This window comes from Luedemannella helvata, assembly GCF_039528415.1.
Lineage (GTDB): Bacteria > Actinomycetota > Actinomycetes > Mycobacteriales > Micromonosporaceae > Luedemannella > Luedemannella helvata.
The window spans coordinates 1-22,426 of the sequence record NZ_BAAALS010000047.1 but is presented as its reverse complement, the minus strand read 5'-3'; the positions used below and the strand labels follow the sequence as shown (position 1 = coordinate 22,426).

21 protein-coding genes and 1 pseudogene are annotated in these 22,426 nt (G+C 72.6%); 8 read left to right on the top strand and 14 right to left on the bottom strand.

Annotated features, from left to right (window positions below; translation table 11 throughout):
* Positions 1-202, bottom strand: a pseudogene (locus ABD191_RS27265) (hypothetical protein); the annotation flags it as partial.
* A gap of 468 nt (positions 203-670) precedes the next feature.
* Here ABD191_RS27265 and ABD191_RS27260 point away from each other — a divergent pair.
* A complete protein-coding gene (locus tag ABD191_RS27260) occupies positions 671-1,975 on the top strand; it encodes an extracellular solute-binding protein (RefSeq protein WP_344088283.1) in 1,305 nt (434 codons plus the stop codon).
* A 67-nt stretch (positions 1,976-2,042) separates the two neighbouring features.
* On the opposite strand, the gene ABD191_RS27255 is transcribed toward ABD191_RS27260, so the two are convergent.
* The 4 genes from ABD191_RS27255 to ABD191_RS27240 all read right to left on the bottom strand — a co-directional run bounded on the left by ABD191_RS27255 (position 2,043) and on the right by ABD191_RS27240 (position 7,503).
* Positions 2,043-4,112 carry a 3-hydroxyacyl-CoA dehydrogenase NAD-binding domain-containing protein gene (locus ABD191_RS27255; RefSeq protein WP_344088280.1) on the bottom strand — a complete coding sequence of 690 codons (2,070 nt, stop codon included), beginning with the start codon at positions 4,110-4,112 and terminating at the stop codon, positions 2,043-2,045.
* The gene (locus tag ABD191_RS27250; protein WP_344088277.1) at positions 4,112-5,389 is read right to left on the bottom strand and encodes a thiolase family protein; all 1,278 of its coding nucleotides are present in this window, start codon (positions 5,387-5,389) and stop codon (positions 4,112-4,114) included. The genes ABD191_RS27255 and ABD191_RS27250 overlap by 1 nt, the downstream gene beginning before the upstream one ends.
* 127 nt (positions 5,390-5,516) lie before the next feature.
* Positions 5,517-6,743, bottom strand: a complete 1,227-nt coding sequence (locus tag ABD191_RS27245; RefSeq protein WP_344088274.1) for a ribonuclease D — start codon at positions 6,741-6,743, stop codon at positions 5,517-5,519.
* Between the two features lie 184 nt (positions 6,744-6,927).
* Entirely contained in the window at positions 6,928-7,503 is a 576-nt protein-coding gene (locus ABD191_RS27240) for a DUF3000 domain-containing protein (protein ID WP_344088271.1), read from the bottom strand.
* A 134-nt stretch (positions 7,504-7,637) separates the two neighbouring features.
* On the opposite strand from ABD191_RS27240, the gene hemE reads away from it, so the two are divergent.
* Positions 7,638-8,687 carry a uroporphyrinogen decarboxylase gene (gene hemE, locus ABD191_RS27235; RefSeq protein WP_344088268.1) on the top strand — a complete coding sequence of 350 codons (1,050 nt, stop codon included), beginning with the start codon at positions 7,638-7,640 and terminating at the stop codon, positions 8,685-8,687.
* A 249-nt stretch (positions 8,688-8,936) separates the two neighbouring features.
* Here the strand turns inward: hemE and ABD191_RS27230 are convergent, their stop codons facing one another.
* Positions 8,937-9,704 (bottom strand): SDR family NAD(P)-dependent oxidoreductase, encoded by a 768-nt coding sequence (locus tag ABD191_RS27230; RefSeq protein WP_344088265.1) that lies wholly within the window; start codon positions 9,702-9,704, stop codon positions 8,937-8,939.
* Between the two features lie 38 nt (positions 9,705-9,742).
* Between ABD191_RS27230 and hemG the strand changes: the two genes are divergently transcribed.
* Both hemG and hemQ read left to right on the top strand, forming a co-directional pair.
* Positions 9,743-11,161: a protoporphyrinogen oxidase gene (gene hemG / locus ABD191_RS27225; RefSeq protein ID WP_344088262.1), complete on the top strand. Its 1,419-nt coding sequence runs from the start codon at positions 9,743-9,745 to the stop codon at positions 11,159-11,161.
* Positions 11,158-11,868: a hydrogen peroxide-dependent heme synthase gene (hemQ, locus tag ABD191_RS27220; RefSeq protein ID WP_344088259.1), complete on the top strand. Its 711-nt coding sequence runs from the start codon at positions 11,158-11,160 to the stop codon at positions 11,866-11,868. Before hemG ends, hemQ begins: the two co-directional genes overlap by 4 nt.
* On the opposite strand, the gene ABD191_RS27215 is transcribed toward hemQ, so the two are convergent.
* The gene (locus tag ABD191_RS27215; RefSeq protein WP_344088256.1) at positions 11,854-12,288 is read right to left on the bottom strand and encodes a GNAT family N-acetyltransferase; all 435 of its coding nucleotides are present in this window, start codon (positions 12,286-12,288) and stop codon (positions 11,854-11,856) included. The genes hemQ and ABD191_RS27215 overlap by 15 nt on opposite strands.
* 26 nt (positions 12,289-12,314) lie before the next feature.
* Positions 12,315-12,578 carry a Prokaryotic metallothionein gene (locus tag ABD191_RS27210; RefSeq protein WP_344088253.1) on the bottom strand — a complete coding sequence of 88 codons (264 nt, stop codon included), beginning with the start codon at positions 12,576-12,578 and terminating at the stop codon, positions 12,315-12,317.
* Between the two features lie 160 nt (positions 12,579-12,738).
* Between ABD191_RS27210 and aroA the strand changes: the two genes are divergently transcribed.
* Complete coding sequence (gene aroA, locus ABD191_RS27205; protein ID WP_344088250.1) at positions 12,739-13,986, top strand: 3-phosphoshikimate 1-carboxyvinyltransferase; 1,248 nt, start codon at positions 12,739-12,741, stop codon at positions 13,984-13,986.
* A 65-nt stretch (positions 13,987-14,051) separates the two neighbouring features.
* Positions 14,052-14,240, top strand: a complete 189-nt coding sequence (locus ABD191_RS27200) for a hypothetical protein (RefSeq protein ID WP_344088247.1) — start codon at positions 14,052-14,054, stop codon at positions 14,238-14,240.
* Between the two features lie 49 nt (positions 14,241-14,289).
* On the opposite strand, the gene msrB is transcribed toward ABD191_RS27200, so the two are convergent.
* The gene (gene msrB, locus ABD191_RS27195; RefSeq protein WP_344088244.1) at positions 14,290-14,703 is read right to left on the bottom strand and encodes a peptide-methionine (R)-S-oxide reductase MsrB; all 414 of its coding nucleotides are present in this window, start codon (positions 14,701-14,703) and stop codon (positions 14,290-14,292) included.
* Positions 14,704-14,900: 197 nt separating this feature from the next.
* Between msrB and ABD191_RS27190 the strand changes: the two genes are divergently transcribed.
* Positions 14,901-15,911, top strand: a complete 1,011-nt coding sequence (locus ABD191_RS27190; RefSeq protein WP_344088241.1) for a hypothetical protein — start codon at positions 14,901-14,903, stop codon at positions 15,909-15,911.
* Positions 15,912-16,018: 107 nt separating this feature from the next.
* Positions 16,019-17,029, top strand: coding sequence for a non-homologous end-joining DNA ligase (gene ligD, locus ABD191_RS27185; RefSeq protein WP_344088238.1), 1,011 nt, complete (start codon positions 16,019-16,021; stop codon positions 17,027-17,029).
* Positions 17,030-17,102: 73 nt separating this feature from the next.
* On the opposite strand, the gene ABD191_RS27180 is transcribed toward ligD, so the two are convergent.
* From ABD191_RS27180 to ABD191_RS27160, 5 genes are all read right to left on the bottom strand, one after another.
* On the bottom strand, positions 17,103-18,599 hold the full coding sequence (locus tag ABD191_RS27180; protein ID WP_344088286.1) for an alpha/beta hydrolase: 1,497 nt from the start codon (positions 18,597-18,599) through the stop codon (positions 17,103-17,105).
* Positions 18,600-18,717: 118 nt separating this feature from the next.
* Positions 18,718-19,809, bottom strand: coding sequence for an ATP-dependent DNA ligase (locus tag ABD191_RS27175; RefSeq protein WP_344088235.1), 1,092 nt, complete (start codon positions 19,807-19,809; stop codon positions 18,718-18,720).
* 27 nt (positions 19,810-19,836) lie between these two features.
* On the bottom strand, positions 19,837-20,751 hold the full coding sequence (locus tag ABD191_RS27170) for a DNA-3-methyladenine glycosylase family protein (RefSeq protein ID WP_344088232.1): 915 nt from the start codon (positions 20,749-20,751) through the stop codon (positions 19,837-19,839).
* Positions 20,748-21,734, bottom strand: a complete 987-nt coding sequence (locus tag ABD191_RS27165; RefSeq protein ID WP_344088229.1) for a hypothetical protein — start codon at positions 21,732-21,734, stop codon at positions 20,748-20,750. Before ABD191_RS27165 ends, ABD191_RS27170 begins: the two co-directional genes overlap by 4 nt.
* A 5-nt stretch (positions 21,735-21,739) precedes the next feature.
* The coding region (locus ABD191_RS27160; RefSeq protein ID WP_344088226.1) for an SbcC/MukB-like Walker B domain-containing protein at positions 21,740-22,426 on the bottom strand (687 nt) is incomplete at its 5' end.

Here is a 22,426-nt window from a genome sequence, read left to right as displayed (position 1 = left end):
TGCTCGTGCTGAGCGCGGTACCGAAGTACCGACCCGACTGCGCGGCAGCGGCACCCAGCGTGCTCTCGGCAGCGGTCGCCGTCGACGACACCGCGACGGCGACGCCCGCGCCGACGGCCGCGACGGCGCCGATGGCGATCAGGCCACGGACGCGCGTCAGGCGCGGCGCACGCCGACGGCCAGGGACGGATCTGGTGGTCATTTGTTTGCTCCTCGTGCGGGGACGTTGATCCTGGTGGATCGCTGTTCTCCGGAGCCTCATGCGACGGCGCAGATGGCGACGCGTGCATATATGAAGAGGCTTCTATGCGGGGCCCATTCTGTGGCGAGGATCAACGTGACGTCAACAACTTGCGCAAACTATCGGGTGCCGTGGGGCTGCGTGCCGGGCCGGCCGGAGGGCCCTGACCTGGCTCTGTCCTGGTGCTTGCGACGCAGGCCACGACCGTATCGGGCGCCTGTCCCGGACGTCGAAAGTTTCGGAATGATCATGAAAAGCTAGATCGCGATCGTAATGAAACCTTCTAGTCGATTGACGTTATGGTTTCCGGCTCATAACGTCCCGCACACGAAAAATTTCGGGGGACCTCTGGCAGCCCGCGGCACCCCTCTCCGCGTGCTGCTCTCGGTGGGCCCCCGCCATCTTTGCCTCACGGAAGGACGTATGTCCGTGCGCGAGCACAGACGGTTGAGCACGACCATCGCCTGCTTGGCCGCCGCGGCGCTCCTCGGCGCGATCGCCGGGTGCGGCGGAGCCCCGCAGGTCGATGACAACCCTGGAAGTTACGTGCAGGTGTGGGCGCTGCAGGACCCGAACAACGAACCCATCATCCAGCGTGGCATTCTCCACTTCAATACGGATTCGGGCACCGGCGCCCGGCTGACGACCTACGCCAACGACTCGTACAAGCAGAAGCTGCAGGCGACCATGGGCACGCCCGCCGCGCCCGACGTGTTCTTCAACTGGGGCGGCGGCAACCTCGCGCAGTACGTGCGCACCGGCAAGGTGCGCGACCTCAGCGACGCGCTCAAGGCACGGCCGGACGTCGCCAAGGCCTTCCTGCCGAGCGTCCTCGCGGTCGGCAAGATCGATAACGGCCAGTACGGCCTGCCGATGAACGGCATCCAGCCGGTCATTCTCTTCTACAACAGGAAGGTGTTCGCGGACGCCGGCGCGGAGCCGCCGCGCACCTACGACGACCTGCTCGCCCTGGTGGACCTGTTCAAGTCGAGGGGCGTCACGCCGATCGCGCTCGCCGGCTCGCAGGGCTGGACCGAGTTGATGTGGCTCGAGTACCTCCTGGACCGGGTGGGCGGGGCCAGCCGCTTCGCCGACATCGCGGCGGGCAAGGCGGGGGCGTGGAAACACCCCGACGTCAAGCGCGCCCTGACGATGTGCCAGGACCTGGCCAAGGCCGGGGCGTTCGGGCCCAACTTCGCCACGGTCGACTACGACAAGACCGGTGCGTCGCGGATGCTCGCCACCGGCAAGGCGGCCATGCACCTGATGGGCAGTTGGGAGTACGCCAACCAGGGCATCGACAACCCGGCGTTCATAGCCCGCAAGGAGCTGGGCTGGGTGGCGTTCCCCGCCGTGACAGGCGGCAAGGGCGACGCCCGGTCGGTGGTCGGCAACCCGAGCAACTACTTCTCCGTGCGCGCCGACTCGACCGTCGGCGACTCGGCCGTGCGGTTCGTGGTCGAGACCCTGGCCTCCGACACCTACATCGAGGACCTGATCGGGTCCGGCCAGGTGCCGGCTGTCAAGGGCGTGGAGGACAAGCTGGTGGGCAAGAACGCGGACTTTGCCCGCTTCACCTACCAGCTGGCCGTGAAGGCGCCGACGTTCACGCAGTCGTGGGACCAGGCGCTCAGCCCGGCGGCGGGCAGCACGCTCAACACCAGCCTGCAGAAGCTGTTCCTGGGCGACCTGTCGCCCGACGAGTTCACCACCGCCATGGAGGCGGCCAAGTAGCAGCGGATACGGATGAGGGCGGGCCGGGTACCCGGCCCGCCCTCATCGCTGCGAGGGGTGGGAAAGCTCAGGCGGGAAGGCTCGCCACGCCCGCCGGCAGGAACCGGCGTCCGGTGACCCGCTCCGAGTAGCCCGCGCGGTCGAGGTAGGGGGTCACCCCGCCCAGGTGGAACGGCCAGCCCGCGCCCAGGATCATGCACAGGTCGATGTCCTGCGGCTCGGCCACGACGCCCTCGTCGAGCATGAGGCGGATCTCCAGGGCCAGCGCGGACAGCGCCCGCTCGCGCACCTCCTCGACCGTCAGCACCTCTTCGCCCTGCCGCAGGATCGCGGCCACCTCGGGGTTGAGCTCGTCGTCGACGAGGAGCGGCAGGCCGGACTCGGCGATGAGCTTGACGTTCTCGCTGGCCGGGAAGCGGTCCGGGAACGCGTCGTGCAGGATCGAACCCACGTGGTACGCCACGCCGGGGCCGACGAGCTGCGTGAGCGCCAGCGGGCGCATCGGCAGGCCCAGCGGGTCCAGCGCGCCGTCGGCCACGGCCGGCGGGGTGCCCGCGTCCACCGTGGCGAAGATCTCGCCCATGAACCGCATGAGGACCCGGTTCACCACGAAGGCCGGCGCGTCCTTGACGAGCACGCAGGACTTCTTCAGCTTCTTACCGACCTCGAAGGCGGTGGCCAGCGCCGCGTCGCCCGTACGCTCCGCTCGGATGATCTCGACGAGCGGCATGACGGCGACCGGGTTGAAGAAGTGGAACCCGACCACCCGCTCGGGGTGCTCCAGGTCCGCGGCCTGCGCGGTCACGGACAGCGACGAGGTGTTCGTGGCGAGCACGCACTCCGGCGAGACGATCTTCTCGATCTCGGCCCAGACCTGCTTCTTGACGCCCAGCTCCTCGAACACGGCCTCGATGACGAAGTCCGCGTCCGCGAAGACGCTCTTGTCGACCGAACCGGAGACGAGCCCGCGCAGCTTGGCGGCCTTGCCGGCGTCGAGCCGGCCCTTCGAGACGAGCTTGTCGATCTGGGCGCGAACGTAGGCCACACCCTTGTCCACCCGCTCCTGGTCGAGGTCGGTCAGCACGACCGGGACCTCCAGGCGGCGGGCGAACAGCAGCGCCATCTGCGAGGCCATCAGGCCGGCGCCGACAACGCCCACCTTGGTGACGTCGCGGGCCAGGCCCGGGTCGGGCGCGCCGGCGGGCCGCTTGGCGCGCCGCTGCACGAGGTCGAACGCGTACAGGCCGGCGCGCAGCTCGTCGGTCATGATGAGGTCGGCGAGCGCCCGCGTCTCCGCGGCCGTGCCCTCGGCGAACGAAGCGTCCTTCGCCAGCGCGAGAAGTTCCAGGGCCTTGTACGCGGACGGCACGGCGCCGTGCAGCTTCTCGTCGAGCAGCTTGCGGGCGAAGAACAGCACGCCGTCCCACATGTCGCGGTCGATCTCGGGCCGCTGCACGGTGATCTCGCCGCGCACGACGCCGGCGGCCCACTCCAGGGACCGCTCGAGGAAGTCGGCCGGCTCCAGCAGCACGTCGGAGATGCCCAGCTCGGCGGCCTGCTCCGGGCGCAACATCCGGTTCTGCATGAGTGGGTTCTGGATGATCACCTGGACCGCGCCGGCAATGCCGATGAGGTTCGGCAGCAGCTGCGAGCCGCCCCAGCCGGGGATCAGCCCGAGGAACACCTCGGGAAGGGCCAGCGCCGCCGCGCCCTTGGACAGGGTGCGGTAGTGCGCGTGCAGGGCCAGCTCCAGGCCGCCGCCCATGGCCGCGCCGTTGACGAACGCGAACGTGGGCACGGTCGCGTCGCGCAGCTTCGCGAACACCCGGTGCCCCAGCTCGCCGATCTCGACGGCCTGCTCGCGGCTGGTGAGCAGTGGCATGCCGGTGATGTCGGCGCCCACGCAGAAGATGTACGGCTTGCCGGTGACGGCGATGAACGCCGGGTTCGCCTCGATCGCCGTCTCGATCGCGGTGTCGAGGCTGGCCAGGCCGGCCGGGCCCAGGGTGTTGGGCTTGCGGTGGTCATGCCCGTTGTCCAGCGTGATCAGCGCCGCCGGCCTGTCCAGCCCGGGGACGTTGACGTAGCGCAGGAGGGACCGGGTTACCACCTCGTTCGGGAAGGCCGGGTTGGTCATCAGTTCTCCTCGTTTCCGGTCCAGTGCGGGTTCTCCCAGATGACCGTGCCGCCCATGCCGATGCCGATGCACATGGCGGTCAGGCCGTAACGCACCTCGGGGTGCTCGGCGAAGTGCCGCGCGAGCTGCGTCATGAGGCGCACGCCGGAGCTGGCGAGGGGGTGGCCGAGGGCGATCGCGCCGCCCCACGGGTTGACGCGCGGGTCGTCGTCGTCGATGCCGAAGTGGTCGAGGAAGGCCAGCACCTGCACGGCGAAGGCCTCGTTGAGCTCGAACAGGCCGATGTCGTCGATCGTGAGGCCGGCCTTGCGCAACGCCTTCTCGGTCGACGGGATCGGGCCGACGCCCATCACCTCGGGCTCGACACCGACGAAGCCGAAGGAGACCATCCGCATCGCGATCGGCAGGCCCAGCTCCTCGGCCACGTCGGCGCGGGTGAGCAGGCAGGCGGTCGCGCCGTCGTTGAGGCCGGCCGCGTTGCCCGCGGTCACCCGGCCGTGCGGCCGGAACGGGGTCTTGAGGGTGGCCAGCTTCTCCATCGACGTGTCGCGCGGGGCCTCGTCGACGGTCGCGAGGCCCCAGCCGGTCTCCGGGTCACGGGTCGCCACGGTGACCAGGTCGGGCTGCAGCTTGCCGGCCGCGTACGCCTTGGCGGTCTTCTGCTGGGAGGCGAGCGCGAACCGGTCGGCGCGCTCCTTGGTGATCTCCGGGACGCGGTCGTGCAGGTTCTCCGCGGTGGAGCCCATGACCAGGGCGGACGGGTCGACCAGCTTCTCGGCGACGATGCGCGGGTTGGGATCGACGCCCTCGCCCATCGGGTGGCGGCCCATGTGCTCCACGCCGCCGGCGATCGCCACGTCGTAGGCGCCCACGGCGATGCCGCTGGCCACGGTCGTCACGGCCGTCATGGCGCCGGCGCACATCCGGTCGATGGCGAAGCCCGGCACCGACTTGGGCAGGCCGGCCAGCAGTGCGGCCGTGCGGCCGATGGTCAGGCCCTGGTCGCCGATCTGCGTGGTGGCCGCGATGGCCACCTCGTCGACGCGCTCGGGAGGCAGCGCCGGGTTGCGCCGCAGCAGCTCCCGGATGCAGCGGATCACGAGATCATCGGCGCGGGTCTCGGCGTACAGGCCGCCGGCCTTGCCGAAGGGGGTGCGCACGCCGTCGACGAAGACGACATCGCGGAGCGGGCTGGTCGCCCGGCCTCCGGGGAAGCGCTCTTCGTCGGCGGAAGGTGTGCGACCGACCGGACTGGTCACGGCGGTGTCTTGCGGCACAGCGAGCCTCCCTGATCGTGGTGTGCCGGCTCAACGGCGCGGCGCCGGAGCCTCCCCTAGATGCTACTCGTTGGTAACTACGGTCCGCACCAGAGCCACAGTGGCACACCGCACACCGGGCGATGGCTCAATCCGCCTGGAGGGCCGCCGCCAGTTCGTCCGAGATCAGGCCCACCTGCCAGGCCCGTGCCCCGTTGGCGGACAACGCCTCCGCCACCGTATCGCCCGTGATCTTGTCGGGCGGCGTCCAGGCCAGCCGGCGCACCGTGTCCGGAGTGATCAGGTTCTCGGGCGGCAGCGAGTGCTCGGCCGCCAGCCGCGTGACGACCTCGCGGGCGCGCACCAGCCGGCCCGCCGCCACGGGGTCGCGCTCGGCCCACCGGTGGGGCGGGGGCGGACCGTCCGACGGCGGATTCACCGGCAGCGACTCGTTCGGCAGGGTCCGCACGTCGGCGAGCGCGTCCAGCCAGGTCTGCGCCAGCCGGCGGACCGACCGGCCGCCGAAGCCCGGCAGTACCAGAAGCTCGCGCTCGTCGCGCGGGTCCATCTCGGCCGCCGCGATGATCGCTGAGTCGGGGAGGACCCGGCCGGGCGCCGTGTCACGCCGGGCCGCGATCGAGTCCCGGGCATACCAGAGGGCCCGCACCCGGGCCAGCGCGCGCGGCCCCCGGATCTTGTGGATGCCGGAGGTGCGCCGCCACGGATCGGGGCGCTGGCGGGGCGGTTCGCCCGCGCTCGCGGCCAGCGCCGCGAACTCCTGGTGAGCCCACTCCAGCTTGCCCTGCCGGACCAGCTCGGCCTCCAGCAGGTCGCGCAGGTCAACCAGCAGTTCCACGTCCAGTGCCGCGTAGCTCAGCCATGACGCCGGCAGTGGGCGGGTCGACCAGTCGGCGGCGGAGTGGTGCTTCTCCAGCGTGAACCCGAGCAGCTGCTCGGTCAGGGCGGCCAGGCCGACCCGCTCGAAGTTGGCCAGGCGGGCCGCCAGCTCGGTGTCGAACAGCCGCACCGGGCGCAGGTTCAGCTCGGACAAGCAGGGCAGGTCCTGGCTCGCCGCGTGCAGCACCCACTCGGTGTCGGCGATCACGCCGTTGAGCGCGGTGAGGTCGGCCAGCGGCAACGGGTCGATGAGGAAGGAGCCGGCGCCCTCGCGGCGCAACTGCACCAGGTACGCACGATGGGTGTACCGGTAGCCGGAGGCGCGCTCGGCGTCTACCGCAACCGGTCCTGTTCCCGCCGCCAGGCGGGCGACGACGCCGGCCAGCTCCCCATCGGTGGAGACCGGATCCGGTGTTCCGTCGCGGGGGGCGGTGAGTACGACGGCCGGCTGATCGGGGGTGTGGGGTCCGTCGGTCACAAGACAACCGTACGGTCACTTACCTGGGAGTCAGCGGCAGGTTCCCCCTGCGCGTCGGCGACGTCACGTTTGTCGTACCTGTCAGTAGGTGAACGATCGTCCTGCTCATGCCTCTGAGCTGCAAATTGCGTTTCCAGACGGGCGCGCGGGACCAGAGAAAGATTCGCGACACGCCGCGTGCTCGCTAGCCCCGATCGTTGCGACCGCCGCGCTCCGGCAGCCGCGCCACCCCCGGCGGCGGCAGCCCCGCCGTGGAGGCGAGCAGCGCCGTCCAGGCCCGCAAATGGCGATCGAGGTGCCCGTCCAGCGAGGTCCACGACGCCCTGATCTCGATCTCCGCGTCCGGCGCGGGGCCGGCCAGGTCGCCGAAGCGGGTCGAGAACGTCTGGGTCACCGTGCCGCCGATCGCGGCCGCCCGGGCGTGCTGTTCCGCCAGGGCGTCCGTGAGCCAGCTCCAGCCGACCGCCGGCAGCAGCGGGTCCGTGCCCATCTCCGGTTCCAGGGTCGCGTTGACGTACGTGACCAGTCGCAAGGTGCCCTGCCACGCCTCATGACCGGCCGGATCATGCAGCAGGATCAGCCGGCCGGTGGCTATCTCGTCATCGTCGCGCAGCACGGAGGCGTTCACCGCGTGCGCGAACGGGGCGAGACGCTGAGGGGCGGGGGCCTCGTCCAGTTCGATCTCGGGCCGGGTCTGAACCGAGCGCAGGCTCGCCACGGCCTGGGTGAAGAGAGCGGGGACGGCGGTCGGGGGCGCCATGCCGGAAGCCTAGGGGCGTTTGCGGCCCGGGTGGGGCACGGCGCGCCGACGCGGCCGGAACCACATATAAGTACGCGTAAATTGTCCCCGACCGACCGGACCGGCCGCACCTCGGCGTGGCACGATGGCCACCGATGACGACTTCCACCGCACTGGCCGACTCACCGTTCCTACGCGCCTGCCGGCGCGAGAGCGTGCCGCACACGCCGGTCTGGTTCATGCGCCAGGCCGGCCGCTCCCTGCCCGAGTACCGCGAGGTGCGCGCCGGCATCCCCATGCTCGAGGCGTGCCGGCGGCCCGACCTGGTCTGCGAGGTCACCCTCCAGCCCGTCCGCCGCCACGGCGTCGACGCGGCGATCTTCTTCTCCGACATCATGGTCCCGCTCGCCGCGGCCGGGGTCGACCTGGACATCGCGCCCGGCGTCGGCCCGGTCGTGGCCCGGCCGGTCCGCACGGTCGCCGACGTCGACGCGCTCGGCAAGCTCGAGGGCGGCGACCTGAGCGACATCACCGAGGCCGTCGGCCTGCTGGTCGCCGAGCTGGGCGCCACCCCGCTCATCGGCTTCGCCGGCGCGCCCTTCACCCTCGCCTCCTACCTCATCGAGGGCGGCCCGTCGCGCACCTACACCCAGACGAAGGCGCTCATGTACGGCGACCCGGCCCTGTGGCACGAGCTGGCCGGCCGGCTGGCCGCCATCTCGGCCGAGTTCCTGCGCGTCCAGGTCGCGGCCGGCGCCTGCGCCGTGCAACTGTTCGACTCGTGGGCCGGGGCGCTGTCGGAGGCCGACTACCGCCGCTACGTCCTGCCGCACTCGTCCGCCGTGCTCGCCTCGGTCGCGGCCGAGTTCCCCGACGTGCCGCGCATCCACTTCGGCGTCGGCACCGCCGTCCTGCTGCCCGCCATGGCGGAGGCCGGCGCCACCGTGGTCGGCGTCGATTGGCGTACGCCGCTGGACGTGGCCAGCGCACAGCTCGGCCCGGACGTCGCCGTGCAGGGCAACCTCGACCCCGCCGCGCTGTTCGCCCCGTGGCCGGCGGTGGAGACGCAGGCGCGCCGCGTGATCGCCGAGGGCGCCGCCGCGCCGGGGCACGTGTTCAACCTCGGCCACGGCGTCCTGCCGGAAACGGACCCGGACGTGCTGACCCGCGTGGTCGACCTGGTCCACGAAGCCTCCCGCCGCTAGCTCACGTCCCGCCCGCCCGCCAAAGTCGCGTTTCTGGTGGTGGGCGGTGCGCTCTGGCTCGCCAAAGTCGCGTTTATGGCGACGCGGGAGTGTGCAGCTCGCCAAGATCGCGGTTTGCGGTACCAGGATGCAGCCCAGCTGCACATCTTGACCCGAAATCGCGATCAAGGAACCCATGCGCGAACGCCCACGCTGCACCCCACCCGCATGACGTGCAGCGCTTCCTCTGGGTAAGCAGAGCCGCTCTGCTTACCCAGAGGAAGCGGAGCGGGTGCGGGCCGACAGGCGCAGGGACTGCCAGGAGCCGTCGGCGTGCCAGCCGCCGTCAACGGACAGGGCCGCGCCGTTGATGAAGCCGCTGCGGGACGGGTCGGCGAGGAAGGCGACCGCCTGGGCGATGTCGTCCGGGGACGCGAACCGGCCCATCGGCACGTGGTCGGTGATGTCCGTGTCGACGTACGCGCCGGAGGACTGCGAGTCGTCGTCCATGGTTGTCTTCACCCAGCCGGGGCACACCGCGTTGACGCGTACCCCGCGCCCGCCCCACTCGGCGGCCAGGGTGCGCGTCAGGCCCAGCAGGCCGTGCTTGCTCGCGTTGTACGCCGACCGGTCGGCCACCCCGCGCAGGCCCGCGACGGACGCGATGTTGACGATCGAACCGGCGCCCCGGGCGAGCATGTCCGGGCCGAACGCCTGGCAGATCAGGAACGGGCCGGTGAGGTTCACGTCGAGCACCTGCCGCCACAGCGCGACGGGCGTCGACTCGGCGGGCGCGATGCAGGCGACGCCCGCGTTGTTGACCACCACCGCCACGGGTCCGAGGTCGGCGACCGCGGCCGCGAACGCCGACACGTCCGTCTCGGACGACACGTCGCCGACCTGCGCGTACGTCAGCCCGGTGACCGGCTGGCGGTCCAGCGTGGCCACCGCGTACCCCTCGACGGCCAGGATCTCGGCGATGCGCCGGCCGATGCCCTGGGCGGCTCCTGTGACAACGGCAACCCGATCGTGTGGCATGGCCGTCACCGTACCGGTGCGCCTGGTGAGATGGGGGCATGAGGATCGTGGTGGTCGGCGGCGGCATCGCGGGACTTGCGGCCGCCGCGCGGGTACGAGCGCTCGCGGACGAGGCCGGCGCTCGGCCGGAGATCGTGGTGATCGAGCAGGCGAACGTCGTCGGCGGGAAGCTGCGCACGGGCTGCATCGCGGGCGGTCCCGTGGAGCTCGGCGCGGAGGCTTTCCTGACGGGCGCGGGGGGAACGCCGGACGCGTGGGGGGAGGGCAGCGCCAGCCAGCTGGCCCGGCGGGTCGGGCTGAGTGAGGCGCTGCGCCATCCGAGCACCGCCCGGGCCGCCATCGCGGTGGGTGGGCAGCTGCGGCCGGTCCCGGCCGGCACGCTCGTGGGCGTACCCGCTGATGTGAGCGCGCTGGACGGGTTGGCGCGGCCGTCGGCGGACGGTGACCACGACGGTGGTCGCCCGCTGGTGGAACCCGGTGCCGACGTGGCCGTGGGGCAGCTGGTCCGGGCGCGGTACGGCCACGAGGTCGTCGACCGGCTGGTCGACCCGATGCTCGGCGGGGTGTACGCGGGCAGCGCCGATGAGCTGTCCCTGGCCGCCACCATGCCGGCCCTGTACGCGCGGGCGCAGACCGCGCGCACGCTGCGCGACGCCGTCGCGGCCGCCCTGGCGGACGGCGCGGCCCGCCGCGTGCCGGGGCAGCCGATCTTCACGACGGTGGAGGGCGGCCTGTCCCGCCTCGTCGAGGGCGTCGTGAGCCTGGCGCGGGCCACCGTGCGCACCGGGCTGCCCGTGCGCGAACTCGGCCGGGCCGGCGACCGGTGGCGGCTCACGGTCGGCGCCACCCGCGACCCGGAGTACCTGGACGCGGACGCCGTCGTGCTGGCTGTGCCCGCCAAACCGGCGGCGCGGCTGCTGGAGACGGTCGCGCCCAAGGCCGCCGACGCGCTGGGCGGCCTCGACTACGCGAGCATCGCGCTCGTGTCGCTCGCCCTGCCGGCCGGCACGCCGCTGCCGGACCTGTCCGGCTTCCTGGTGCCGGCCGACCAGGGCTACGCGGTGAAGGCCGCCACGTTCTTCAGCACCAAATGGGCACACCTGCGCCGGCCGGACGGGACCGTGCTGGTGCGGGCGTCGCTGGGCCGCTACGGCGACACGGCCGTGCTACAGGCGACCGACGAGGACCTTGTGGCCCTGGTCCGCGAGGAGCTGGCCGACCTCGTGGGCCATACCCTGCCGGAGCCGGTGGATACGCTGGTGGCGCGGTGGGGCGGCGCGCTGCCGCAGTACGCGCCCGGGCACCTGGACCGGGTCGCGTCGGCGCGGGAGGCGCTGCCGGTAGGGCTGGCGCTCGCCGGGGCGGCCGTCGACGGGGTCGGCATCCCGGTCTGCGTCACGTCCGGGGAGGCCGCCGCCGAGCAGGTGTGGGCGGACTTGGCAGAATCCAGGCCATGAGCGACGAGCAGCAGACCAATGCCGCGCGGCTGCGCGAGCTGAACGCCAGCATCCGGTACACGATGTGGTCGGTGTTCAAGGCGGCCACGCCGCTGGGCGCGGCGCTGCGCGAGGACCTGGCCGGCGAGGTCGAGGACCTGTTCGCGACGCTCGCCAAGGACGACGTCGTCGTGCGCGGCACGTACGACGTGGCGGGCCTGCGCGCCGACGCGGACCTCATGGTCTGGTGGCACGCGCCGAGCGCGGACGCGCTGCAGGACGCGTACGGGCTGTTGCGCCGCACGAAACTCGGCAGCCACCTGGTGCCCGTCTGGTCGCAGCTGGCCCTGCACCGGCCGGCCGAGTTCAACAAGAGCCACGTCCCGGCGTTCCTGGCCGGTGAGGAGGCCCGGGCGTACCTGTGCGTGTACCCGTTCGTGCGCTCGTACGAGTGGTACCTGCTGCCGGAGGCCGAGCGGCGTGAGCTGCTGGCCGAGCACGGGCGCATGGCCCGGGGGTACGCGGACGTGCGCGCCAACACGGTGGCGTCGTTCGCGCTGGGCGACTACGAGTGGATGCTCGCCTTCGAGGCCGACGAGCTGCACCGCATCGTGGACCTCATGCGCGAGCTGCGGGCTTCGGGGGCGCGCCGGCACGTGCGCGAGGAGATCCCGTTCTACACGGGCCGCCGCCGCACGGTGCACGAGATCGTGTCAAGCCTTCCGTAGCATCGGCACGTGCGGGATGCCGTCGTCCAGGAACTCCGGGCCGTCGGCGGCGAAGCCGTGTCGCCGGTAGAACTCCGTCAGGTACGCCTGGGCGTTGAGCCGCACCGGCGGGGTGGCCAGGCCCAGCGCGGCCGTCATGAGCCGGCCGGCCAGCCCGCCACCGCGCGCCGTCGCGGCCGTGCACACCCGGCCGATCCGGTCGCCGTCGGGGCCCGACATCAGGCGCAGGTAGGCCAGGGGCTGGTCGGGCTCGTCCGGCGGGGCGAACCACAGGTGCCGGGTGGTGTCCAGCAGGTCGAGCCCGTCCAGGTCGGGATAGACGCACTCCTGCTCGACGACGAACACGTCGACGCGCAGGCGCAGGATGTTGTAGAGCGCCGTCGGCGTCAGTTCGGCGAAGCGGGCGACGTGCAGGATCACGTCGCGATCGTACTGACGCGACCGGTTCAGGCCGGTCGGGCGCCCACGGCGACGCGGATCTGCGCCCCGTCGCCTTCACCGTCGGCCGTACGGGCGCAGTGGCCCGAGCAGAAGAAGCGGCCGGCGACCTCGACGCCGTGCCCGATGACCCGGCACGAACAGTGCTCGCAGATCGGTGCCAGCCGTTGCACGGCGCACTCGAACGAGTCGAACGTGTGGGTGAAGCCGCCCACCGTGTGGATCTCGAACGAGAGCCAGTAGTCGTTGCCGCACGTGTCGCAGACCGCCATGGGTCCTCCTCGATGGTTGACGGACGGTGCCCGTGCGGCGGACGACGGGACCAGAAGCCTACGCACGGGCACCAATGCGGACATGCTGCCCGATCCGGGCGGCGTTCGCGGCGCGACGCGACGGCGAGCCACGACCGGGTGACGCACTAGGATCGTCGCCATGAGTGCGACGGTCGTTCGGGTTCCCGGCTCCAAGTCGATCATGGCGCGGGCGCTGTTCCTCGCGGCCGCCGCCGACGGGGTCACGACCCTGCGCCACCCGCTGCGCTCCGACGACACGGAGGCGTTCGCCGACGGGCTGCGGGCCCTGGGCATCGACGTGGACCTCGCCTCCGACGACGCGTGGGTGGTCACCGGACACCCGGACGGGCCGCCGCTGCCCGCCGCGCGCGCGTACACCCGCGACGCGGGCACGGCGTCCCGGTTCCTGCCCGCGCTGGCCGCGGTGGGCCACGGCGAGTACGCGTTCGACGCGTCCGCGCAGATGCGTCGCCGGCCCATGGACCCGCTCATCGGCGCCCTGCGCGCCCTGGGGGTGGAGATCCGCGAGGACGGGGAGCCCGGCCGGCTGCCGTTCACCGTGGTGGGCCGGGGCCTCAAGGGCGGCACGCTGACCCTGGACGCGAGCATCTCGTCGCAGTTCCTCACCGCCCTGCTGCTCGCCGGGCCGCTGGCCGCCGACGGCCTGGCGATCACGGTCACCGGCATGGTCTCCGTGCCGTACGTCGAGATGACGCTGGCGATGATGCGCCAGTTCGGCGTGACCGTCGAGCGCGACGGGGACACGTTCCGGGTACCGGCCGCGCCCTACGGCCCCCGCGACTACGACGTCGAGCCGGACGCGTCGAGCGCCTCGTACGTGCTGGCCGCCGCCGCGGTCACCGGCCGCACGGTCACCGTCCCCGGCCTGGGCACCGGCAGCCTGCAGGGCGACGTGCGCTTCGCCGACGTGCTGCGCCGGATGGGCTGCGACGTGCACCAGGACGCCACGTCGACGACCGTGACCGGGCCGGCGTCGCTGACCGGCGTCACGGTCAACATGCGCGACATCTCCGACACCATGCCGACCCTGGCCGCCATCGCGCCGTTCGCCACCGGCCCGGTACGCATCGAGGACGTCTACAACACCCGGGTCAAGGAGTGCGACCGGCTGGCCGCCTGCGAGGAGAACCTGCGCCGCCTCGGCGTTACGGTCGCCACCGGCCGCGACTGGATCGAGATCCAGCCCGGCACCCCGACGGGCGCCGAGATCGCCTGCTTCGCCGACCACCGCATCGCGATGAGCTTCTCCATCACCGGCCTGCGCACGCCCGGCATCACCCTCGACGACCCGCAGTGCGTGAAGAAGACGTTCCCCACCTTCCACACCATGCTCGCCGACCTGCGGGCGCAATGGGGCATGGCGTAGCCGTCCACATAGGGCCGGACCGCGCGGGCATGGCGGATCCTGCCCTCGCGCGGCACAATCCCCGCATGCGATGGATTTTGATCGTGGGCGGCCTGCTGCTGATCGCCTCCGGCGTGGTCTGGACACTGCAGGGGCTGAACCTGCTCGGCGGCAGCTCCATGTCCGGCAACAGGACCTGGGCCGTCATCGGCCCGATCGCCGCCCTTGCCGGCGTCGTCGCCGTCCGTGGCGGCCTCCGCCGCGGGGCGAGGTGACGCCCCGGTAGCCCTTGGGCGCCCGCAGGCGCCCCGCGGCGGGGGGCCATTACGCGTCGGGGTTCAGGCGCACGCTGACGGAGTTGATGCAGTACCGGGTGTCCTTCGGGGTCTGGCGCTCGCCGTAGAACACGTGCCCCAGGTGCGAGTCGCAACGCGCGCAGCGGACCTCGGTGCGGACCATCCCGTACGAGCGGTCCTCCACGTAGCGGATCGTGCCCGGCAGGGCCTCGTCGAACGACGGCCAGCCGCAGTGCGAGTCGAACTTCGTCTCGCTGGAGAACAGCCGCGCGCCGCACGCGCGGCAGGCGTACGTGCCGGGCGTGTGGGTGTTCACGTACTCGCCCGTCCAGGCGGGTTCGGTGCCGGCCTGGCGCAGCACCCGGAACTCCTCCGGGTTCAGCCGCGCCCGCCACTCGTCCTCGGTGGTGGGCAACTGGTCGACCGGGATCTCGTTCGTCATACCTCAACGGTACGCACCCTCCCGGACGGGTGGCTGACGGCCGCAAACCCGGATTTTGACGGCAGGCTATTCGGGCTGGGCAGCCCGGGGATGGCCGGTGGCGATTCAACTTGCCGTGACGGTGGCCACATCCAATGGACCCAATCATCCGATAACCCCTGAGGACTGACTGATCCACCGGAAAGTGAGGATTTCGGATGAGAACCACGGGTGCGTTCGCGCTCGCCGCGGCGATCGTCGGTGGTATCGCCACGCCGGCTATGGCCCATGACGACCCGGTCGCGCAGACCCGCGCCGACGGCGAGGTCGCGGTGCTGGCCGCGATGTCCGCCGAGCGGGTGTCCCACGTGGACCGCGCTGACTGGGCCAGCGCGCGCGACTGCCGCTGCGGCTGGTACGGGGGTTACACGTTCCAGCAGCGCCTGCCCTGGGAGATCGAGATGATCATCGCGGCGGGCAACGACCCGGGTAGCCGGGTCATCGTGCCCAGCACGCCCGCCCCGGGCGGTGGTGTCGGCGGCCGGGGCGGCGGCGGCACCGCCGCGCCGCGTACGCCGGGGCAGGGCGGCGCGCCCGGGCAGGGCGGAGCGCCCGGCTACGGCCCCGGCGGCCCCGGTTCGGGTGCTCCGGGCAGTGGCGGGCCGGGCGGCTACGGCCCGGGCACGCGCGGTCCGGGCGGTTACGGCCAGCCCAGCCCTGGTGCCGGCGGCCATGGCCCGAGCGGCCCCGGTGCCGGCGGCTACGGCCAGCCCGGCCCTGGTGCCGGCGGCCATGGCCCGGGCGGTCCAGGCAGTGGCGGTTACGGTCCGGGCGGTCAGGGCAGTGGCGGCTATGGCCCGGGCGGTCAGGGCGGTGGCGGGTACGGCCCGGGCGGTCCGGGCGGTAGCGGCTACGGTCCGGGCGGGCCCGGAGCCGGTGGTGGGTACGGCGGCGGTGACGACACGCCGGGTGACGACCTGCCGACCACGGGGGAGACCCCCGCGCCGGGCGACGTCGAGGCGCAGGGCCAACCTGTCGCGAAGCCGGTGAAGGCGGAGAAGCCGCAGGGCGCGATCCCCGCCGACGAGCCGGGGATGCTGCCGGTGACGGGGGAGTCGACCGGCGGGCTGGCCGCGGCGGCTGGGATCGTGCTGGTCGCGGCCGGAGCGGGTATGGCGATGGCCGGCCGCGCCGCACACCGTCGCGGAGCGCGTCACGCCCGGCGCTAGACGCCCGGCGCGACGCGAACGTGGGCCGATCCGTGAGGGTCGGCCCACGTTGTGCGTCCGCCTGCCGGTGGGCCAAAACTGTCGGTCCGGCGGGGTAGGGTCACGGCATGGCCGCAGGCTCGGCAGTCCAGGTGCAGGTCGCGGGCCGCGACGTGCGCATCAGCAGCCCCGACAAGATCTATTTCCCCGACCGGGGCTACACGAAGCTCGACGTGGTCAACTACTACCTGGCCGTCGGCGACGGGATCCTGCGGGCGCTGCGCGAGCGCCCCACGACGCTGCAGCGCTTCCCCGAGGGGATCGGCGGCGAGATGTTCTTCCAGAAGCGCGTCCCGCAGCGTGGCGTCCCGCCCTGGCTGGAGACCGTGAAGATCGCCTTCCCCAGCGGTCGTACGGCCGACGAGCTGTGCCCGGTCGACCTCGCCCATGTCGCGTGGGCCGCGCAGATGGGCACGATCGTGTTCCATCCGTGGCCGGTGCGGCGTTCCGATGTTGACCGTCCCGACGAGCTGCGCATCGACCTCGACCCCCAGCCGGGCACGGACTTCGCCGACGCGGTCGCGGTCGCCGGGCACGCCCGCGCGGTCCTGGACGAGCTGGGCTGGGTCGGCTACCCGAAGACGTCCGGCGGCCGTGGCGTCCACATATATATACGCATCAAACCCGAGTGGACGTTCGTGGAGGTCCGGCGGGCCGCCATCGCGCTGGCCCGCGAGATCGAACGCCGCGACCCAGGCCTGGTCACCACCAGATGGTGGAAGGAGGAACGGGGCGAGAAGGTGTTCATCGACTACAACCAGATGGCGCGCGACCGCACGATCGCGTGCGCCTACTCGCTGCGCGCCAACGCCCGGGCGACCGTGTCGACCCCGTTGACCTGGGACGAGCTGCCCGACGTCGAGCCCGACGACTTCGACCTGCGCACGGTCCCCGAGCGCGTCGCCACGGTCGGTGACCCGCACGCGGCGATCGACGACGTGGCGCACGACATCACCCCGCTGCTGGAATGGGCCGAGCGCGACGCGGGCGACGGCGAGGCCGACCTGCCGTACCCGCCGGACTACCCGAAGATGCCCGGCGAGCCCAAGCGCGTCCAACCCAGCCGCGCCCGCCCCTGACACCTGGGGTTATGGATTGTTCGGCCGGTATGACGACGCATCGGATCCATAACCCCACCGGCCAGCGAGCGGGTCAGGCGGGGCAGACCGTGCCCTTCGCGGGGACGCGGAGGTTGATCAGGTAGTTGTTGACCGCCTGGGTGATGCAGATCGTCTGCGGATAGGCGGTGTGGCCCTCGCCGTTCCAGGTGAGCACCACGCCGGTGCCCAGCACGTCGGCGAGCTTCGGGGCCTGCTCGTACGGCGTGGCGGGGTCGCCCTTCGTGCCCACCACGACGATCGGCGGGGAGCCCTTGGCCGCGCCGACGGGGTACGGGTCGTGCTTGGTCGGCCAGACGGCGCAGTTCACCATGCCCATCGCGAGGCCCGCGCCGAACAGCGGGTACTTCTTGCGCCAGTCCGACTGCAGGGCGCGGATGCGCTCCAGGGTCGGGTACGTCTCGTAGTCCGTGCAGTTCACGGCCGTGTTCGCGTCGAACAGGTTGGTGTAGTGGCCGTTCTGGTCGCGTTCGGCGTACCCGTCGGCGAGGGTGAAGATGCCCGTGGTGTCGCCGTCGCGCAGGTCGTCGAGGGCGCGGGCGAGCTTCTCCCAGTCGTCCTTGACGTACAGGGACGCGACCACCGCCGTGAAGATCCAGCCTGGGGTCGCCTGCCGGCCGCCGGCGCCGGCCTTCGGCGCGGTGCGCGCGGCGGCCAGCTGCTCCTGCACCACCGCGCGGGGGTCGGGCGCGACCGGGCAGCTCACCGGCGTCTGGCCGCACCACTCGGCGAAGTTGTTGAACGCCCGCTCGAAGCCGCGGGCCTGCCCCTCGGAGCGGGACTCGGCCTGCTCGGTGGGATCGATGGCGCCGTCGAGCACGAGGGCCCGGATGTTGGTGGGGAACAGGTGGGCGTAGACGGCGCCGAGCAGCGTGCCGTACGAGTAGCCCAGGTAGGTGGTCTTCTCGTCACCGACGGCCTTGCGGACGGCGTCCATGTCGCGGGCGGTCTGCACGGTGGAGAACAGCCGCAGGGACTCGCCGTACTTGGCGGAGCAGGCGTCGGAGACCTCACGGTTGACGGCCACGAACGTGTCGAAGTCGGCCTTGGCCACCGGGTCGGGGTCATACCCGAACAGGGTGTCGAGCTGCGCGTCCGTCATGCACTTGACCTGGGTGGAGCGGCCCACGCCGCGCGGATCGAAGCCGACGACGTCGAACCGCGAGTTGAGCTGCGGCAGCTGCGACAGGTACACGGCGTAGTCGACGCCGGAGCCGCCCGGGCCGCCGGGGTTGATCAGCAGGGAGCCGATGCGGTCGGTCTGGCGGCTGGAGCGGGCCCGCAGCAGGGCGATGTCGAACGTCTCGCCGTTGTCGGCCGTCCAGTCCTGCGGCACCTTGATCGTCGCGCACTGGTACGTGATGCCGCGCGGCACCCCGTTGAGGAGGTTGCGGGCGACGTCGGAGCAGTCGGTCCAGGTGGGCGCGCCGCCGTTCGGGGCCGCGGAGCCGGTGCCGGGGGTCGCGGCGGCCCGTGGCGCCACCCACTCGCTGTCCGGCCCGGCGCAGCCGGTCCCGACGACTCCGACCATGAGCAGGGCGGTCGTGAAGGTCGCCAGCCGGCGCCGGAGCCGCCCCCTGGCGGGGACGGAAGACGGCAAAGCCAGCTCAGCGAGGCGCCGACGCACGTGATCTCCTCCAGCCCGGGGACTACCCGGCCTCCGGCCGGCCGGCGAGCACCCGGTCGACGTTGAACCGGACCGGACGGTCCAGTTGTTCGTACGTGCATGATTCTGGCGTACGGTCCGGCCGGAAGCGCTTGAACTGAGCGGTGTGGCGGAACCGGTCACCCTCCATGGCGTCGTACCCCACCTCGATCACCAGCTCGGGGCGCAGCGGGACGAAGCTCAGGTCCTTCTTGCCCGACCAGCGGCTCTGCGTGCCGCCGGGCACCCGGTTGCCGAGTTCCTGCCCGCCGGCGAACCACGGGTGGGCGTCCTCGGCCCCCTCCCGGTAGGGCGCCAGCTCGTCGATCAGCTCTGCCCGCCGCTTCGCCGGGAACGAGGCGCACACCCCGACGTGGTGGAAGCGCCCCTCGTCGTCGTAGAGGCCCAGCAGCATCGACCCGAGCACCGGACCGGACTTGTGCAGCCGGTAGCCGGCCACCACCACGTCCGCCGTGCGGGAATGCTTGACCTTGAACATGCGCCGCTTGCCCGGCTCGTAGGTGATGTCGGCCGGCTTGGCGATCAGCCCGTCGAGGCCCGCGCCCTCGAACAGGTCGAACCATCGTCGGGCGGTGTCGGCGTCCGTGGTGGTCGCCGTCAGATACATCGGGGGTACCAGCGACGACAGCGCCTTCTCCAGCTCGGCGCGCCGGCGCGCGTACGGCTGCTCGGTGAACAGCTCGTCACCGAGGGCCAACAGGTCGAACGCGATGAACGAGGCCGGCGTGGCCTCGGCGAGCATGTTCACCCGCGACGCGGCGGGGTGGATGCGCTGGCCCAGCAGCTCGAAGTGCAGGCGCGGCTCGGCGCCCGGCTCGCGCAGCACGACCACGATCTCGCCGTCGACCACGCACCGCTGCGGCAACTGCGCGCGCACCTGCTCGACCACGTCGGGGAAGTACCGCGTCAACGTCTTGCCGCCCCGGCTGGCCAGTTCGACCTCGTCGCCGTCGCGGAAGATGATGCAGCGGAACCCGTCCCACTTCGGCTCGTACGTCATTGCCTCGCCGGTGGGCAGCTCGGGCACGCTCGTGGCGAGCATCGGCTCCAACGGCGGGTTGATCGGCAGCACCACGACCTGATTCAACCACCCGTCCGCATCTCAGTACCGCGCGAAGGACCGGATCGGCATGCGCGGGCCGAACTTGGGCGCGCCGAGCCCGGCCAGCGCCAGCAGGGTCACCACCCGCCCGCGGTGGCCGGCGAACGGCGCGAGCAGCTCCAGCATCCGCTCGTCGGTGCCGCGCGGCTCGCCCGCCAGGGCCCAGCAGACCAGGTGCGGCAGGTGGTAGTCGCCGACCGTCACCACGTCCGGGTCGCCGAACGCCACCCGTACGGTCTCGGCGGCCGTCCACGGGCCGATGCCCGGGATGGACACCAGCCGCCGGGTCGCGCCGGCCGCGTCGCCGGCCCGGTCGATCGCGGCGGCGCTGGCTGCCGCCCGCCGGATCGTGTCGGCCCGCTTCTGCTCCACGCCCCACGGGTGAAACGCCCAGTACGGCGTGGCGGCCAGCACGGCCGGGTCGGGCGGCAGCCGCAGTCCCGCCGGCACGACCCCGGCCGGGCCGGGGGCCGGCTCGCCCAGCCGCCGCACCATCGCCGAGTGGGCGCGCTTGGCCTCGAGGCCGGTGACCTTCTGTTGCAGGATCATGGGCACGCTCGCCTGGAACGCCCGCCCGGTCGCGACCATGCGCACGCCGCCCAGTTCGCGGGCGACCCGCGCGACGACGGGATGGCGGCGCGCCACGTCGGCGAAGTCAGCCGGGTCGTCCGTGAGCCCGGCGATCGCGTGGGCCCGGTCGAGCACCCAGCCCGCGCCCGCGCCCCAGGCCTGGGCGCGCAGCCGGCCGCCGTCGCGGCTCAGCCGCAGCGCCGCGGGCCCGTCGGGGGTACGGGTGGCCCACCAGACCTGCGCGGCGCCCACCCGGGCGGTCGGGTCGTCGCCGAGCGCGAGGACCCGCAGGGACCGCCCCAGGTCGTAGCGCTCGGGGAGGGGCAGGTCACGCGTACCCGTCATAGATTGTCCGAGGGTGCGGCGCGGTTGCCGGCGGCGACCGCCGACTGCAGCGCGCGGTGCAGCAGCTGGGCGTTGCCCAGCATGGCGCGCAGCCGTTTCTCCAGCCCGGCGATGGGCACGAGGTTCTGCGGGGCGCGCGGGTCCTTGTAGGAGGTCGAGGCCAACCGGGGCAGGGTGACCGCCGACAGGTCCGCCAGGTGGGTGACCTCGGGGCGGCTCAGCTCCGCCGAGCATTCGACGCGCACGATGCCCGCCCACGGCGAGCCGACCGGGCCGGGCAGCCGCAGATACCAGGAGTACTGGCGCCAGCGGGTCCCCACGGAGAAGTACGGGGTGCGCTGGCCCGGCCTGATCCGGGTGATGACCGTGGCGAGCTGCGGCGGCAGGTACGTGCGCCGGTGCGTCTTCACGTAGCCGATCGCGCGGGGCAGCGCGCCCCGGTCCTCCAGCGGACCGTCGACGACCAGCAGGTCGTCGTCGCTGGTCGTCTCGGCGCGCTGCGCCCTGGACACGTCGACCTCCAGCGCGCGCAGGTGCGGCATGACCTGGTTGGCGAGCTTGCCGGGGTCGCGCACGCCGACGCGCTTCACCACGTACTGCGCGGCCGTCGTGGTGAGGTCCTCCAGCAGCGGGCTCGGGGTGAACAGGCCCCGCACGATGCGCGCGCTCGCCACCTCCGCCGCGCCCCGCCGCAGGTCGCAGCGGACCACCCCCGCAGCGTACGACGCCGCCAGGCACGGCTGCAGCGAGGTGTCGCTCTCCTCGACCCACATGTGCGCGTCGATGCGACGGACCCCGTCCACGAGCAGCACCACGTCGGGGGCGCGCAGGTCAGCCGGCGGCGCGAGCGGCTGCCACGACTCCGGCGGCAGCTCGGCGGCCGGGTCGACCTCCTCCGAGCTGGCGGCCTCCGGGCCGGTGCTGTCGGCGCCCTCGGCGTTGGCGCCGTAGCGCGGGTCCCAGGCCTCCACGTGTACGCGCATCCGCCTCACCCCGTCCGCTCGACGCGGGCGACGCCGCGGCCGTCCCGGCGTACCTCGAAGCGCACCGGTATGCGCTCGGCCAGCGAGCCGACGTGGGTGACCACGCCTACCATCCGGTCGCCGCGCGCGGCGAGGTTCTCCAGCGTGGCCGCGACCGTGTCGAGGGTGGCGGCGTCGAGGGTGCCGAATCCTTCGTCCAACATGATGGACTCCAGGTTGGCTGACGCTGTCGACATGCCCGCGAGCTGCTCGGACAGCGCGAGCGCCAGGGCCAGGGAGGCCTGGAACGTCTCCCCGCCGCTCAGCGTGCGCACCCCCCGGCGCAGGCCCGCGTCGCCGTGGTCGATGACGACGAACTCGCCCTTCTCCTGGGCCAGGTCGTACTGCCCGCCGGACAGCTCGCGCAGGATCCGCGACGCGCCGTCGACGAGCGTCGTCAGCGCCTCCGCGAGCAGCCACTGCTTGAACCGGTCGGCCTGCAGCTGCATGGTGAGCATCCGGGCGACCTGGGCCTCCCGGTCGGCCACGGCGACCTGCTCGACCAGCCGGGCGCCCTGCTCGCGGCGCTGGGTGATCAGCTCGAGCGCCGACTCGGCGCGCTGCACCGCGAGCGCGGCCGCCTGCCGGTAGTGCGCCGCGTCGGGCTCGCGCCCGGTGCCGGGCCGCGCGCCGCCCGGGCGCCGGCCCGCGCC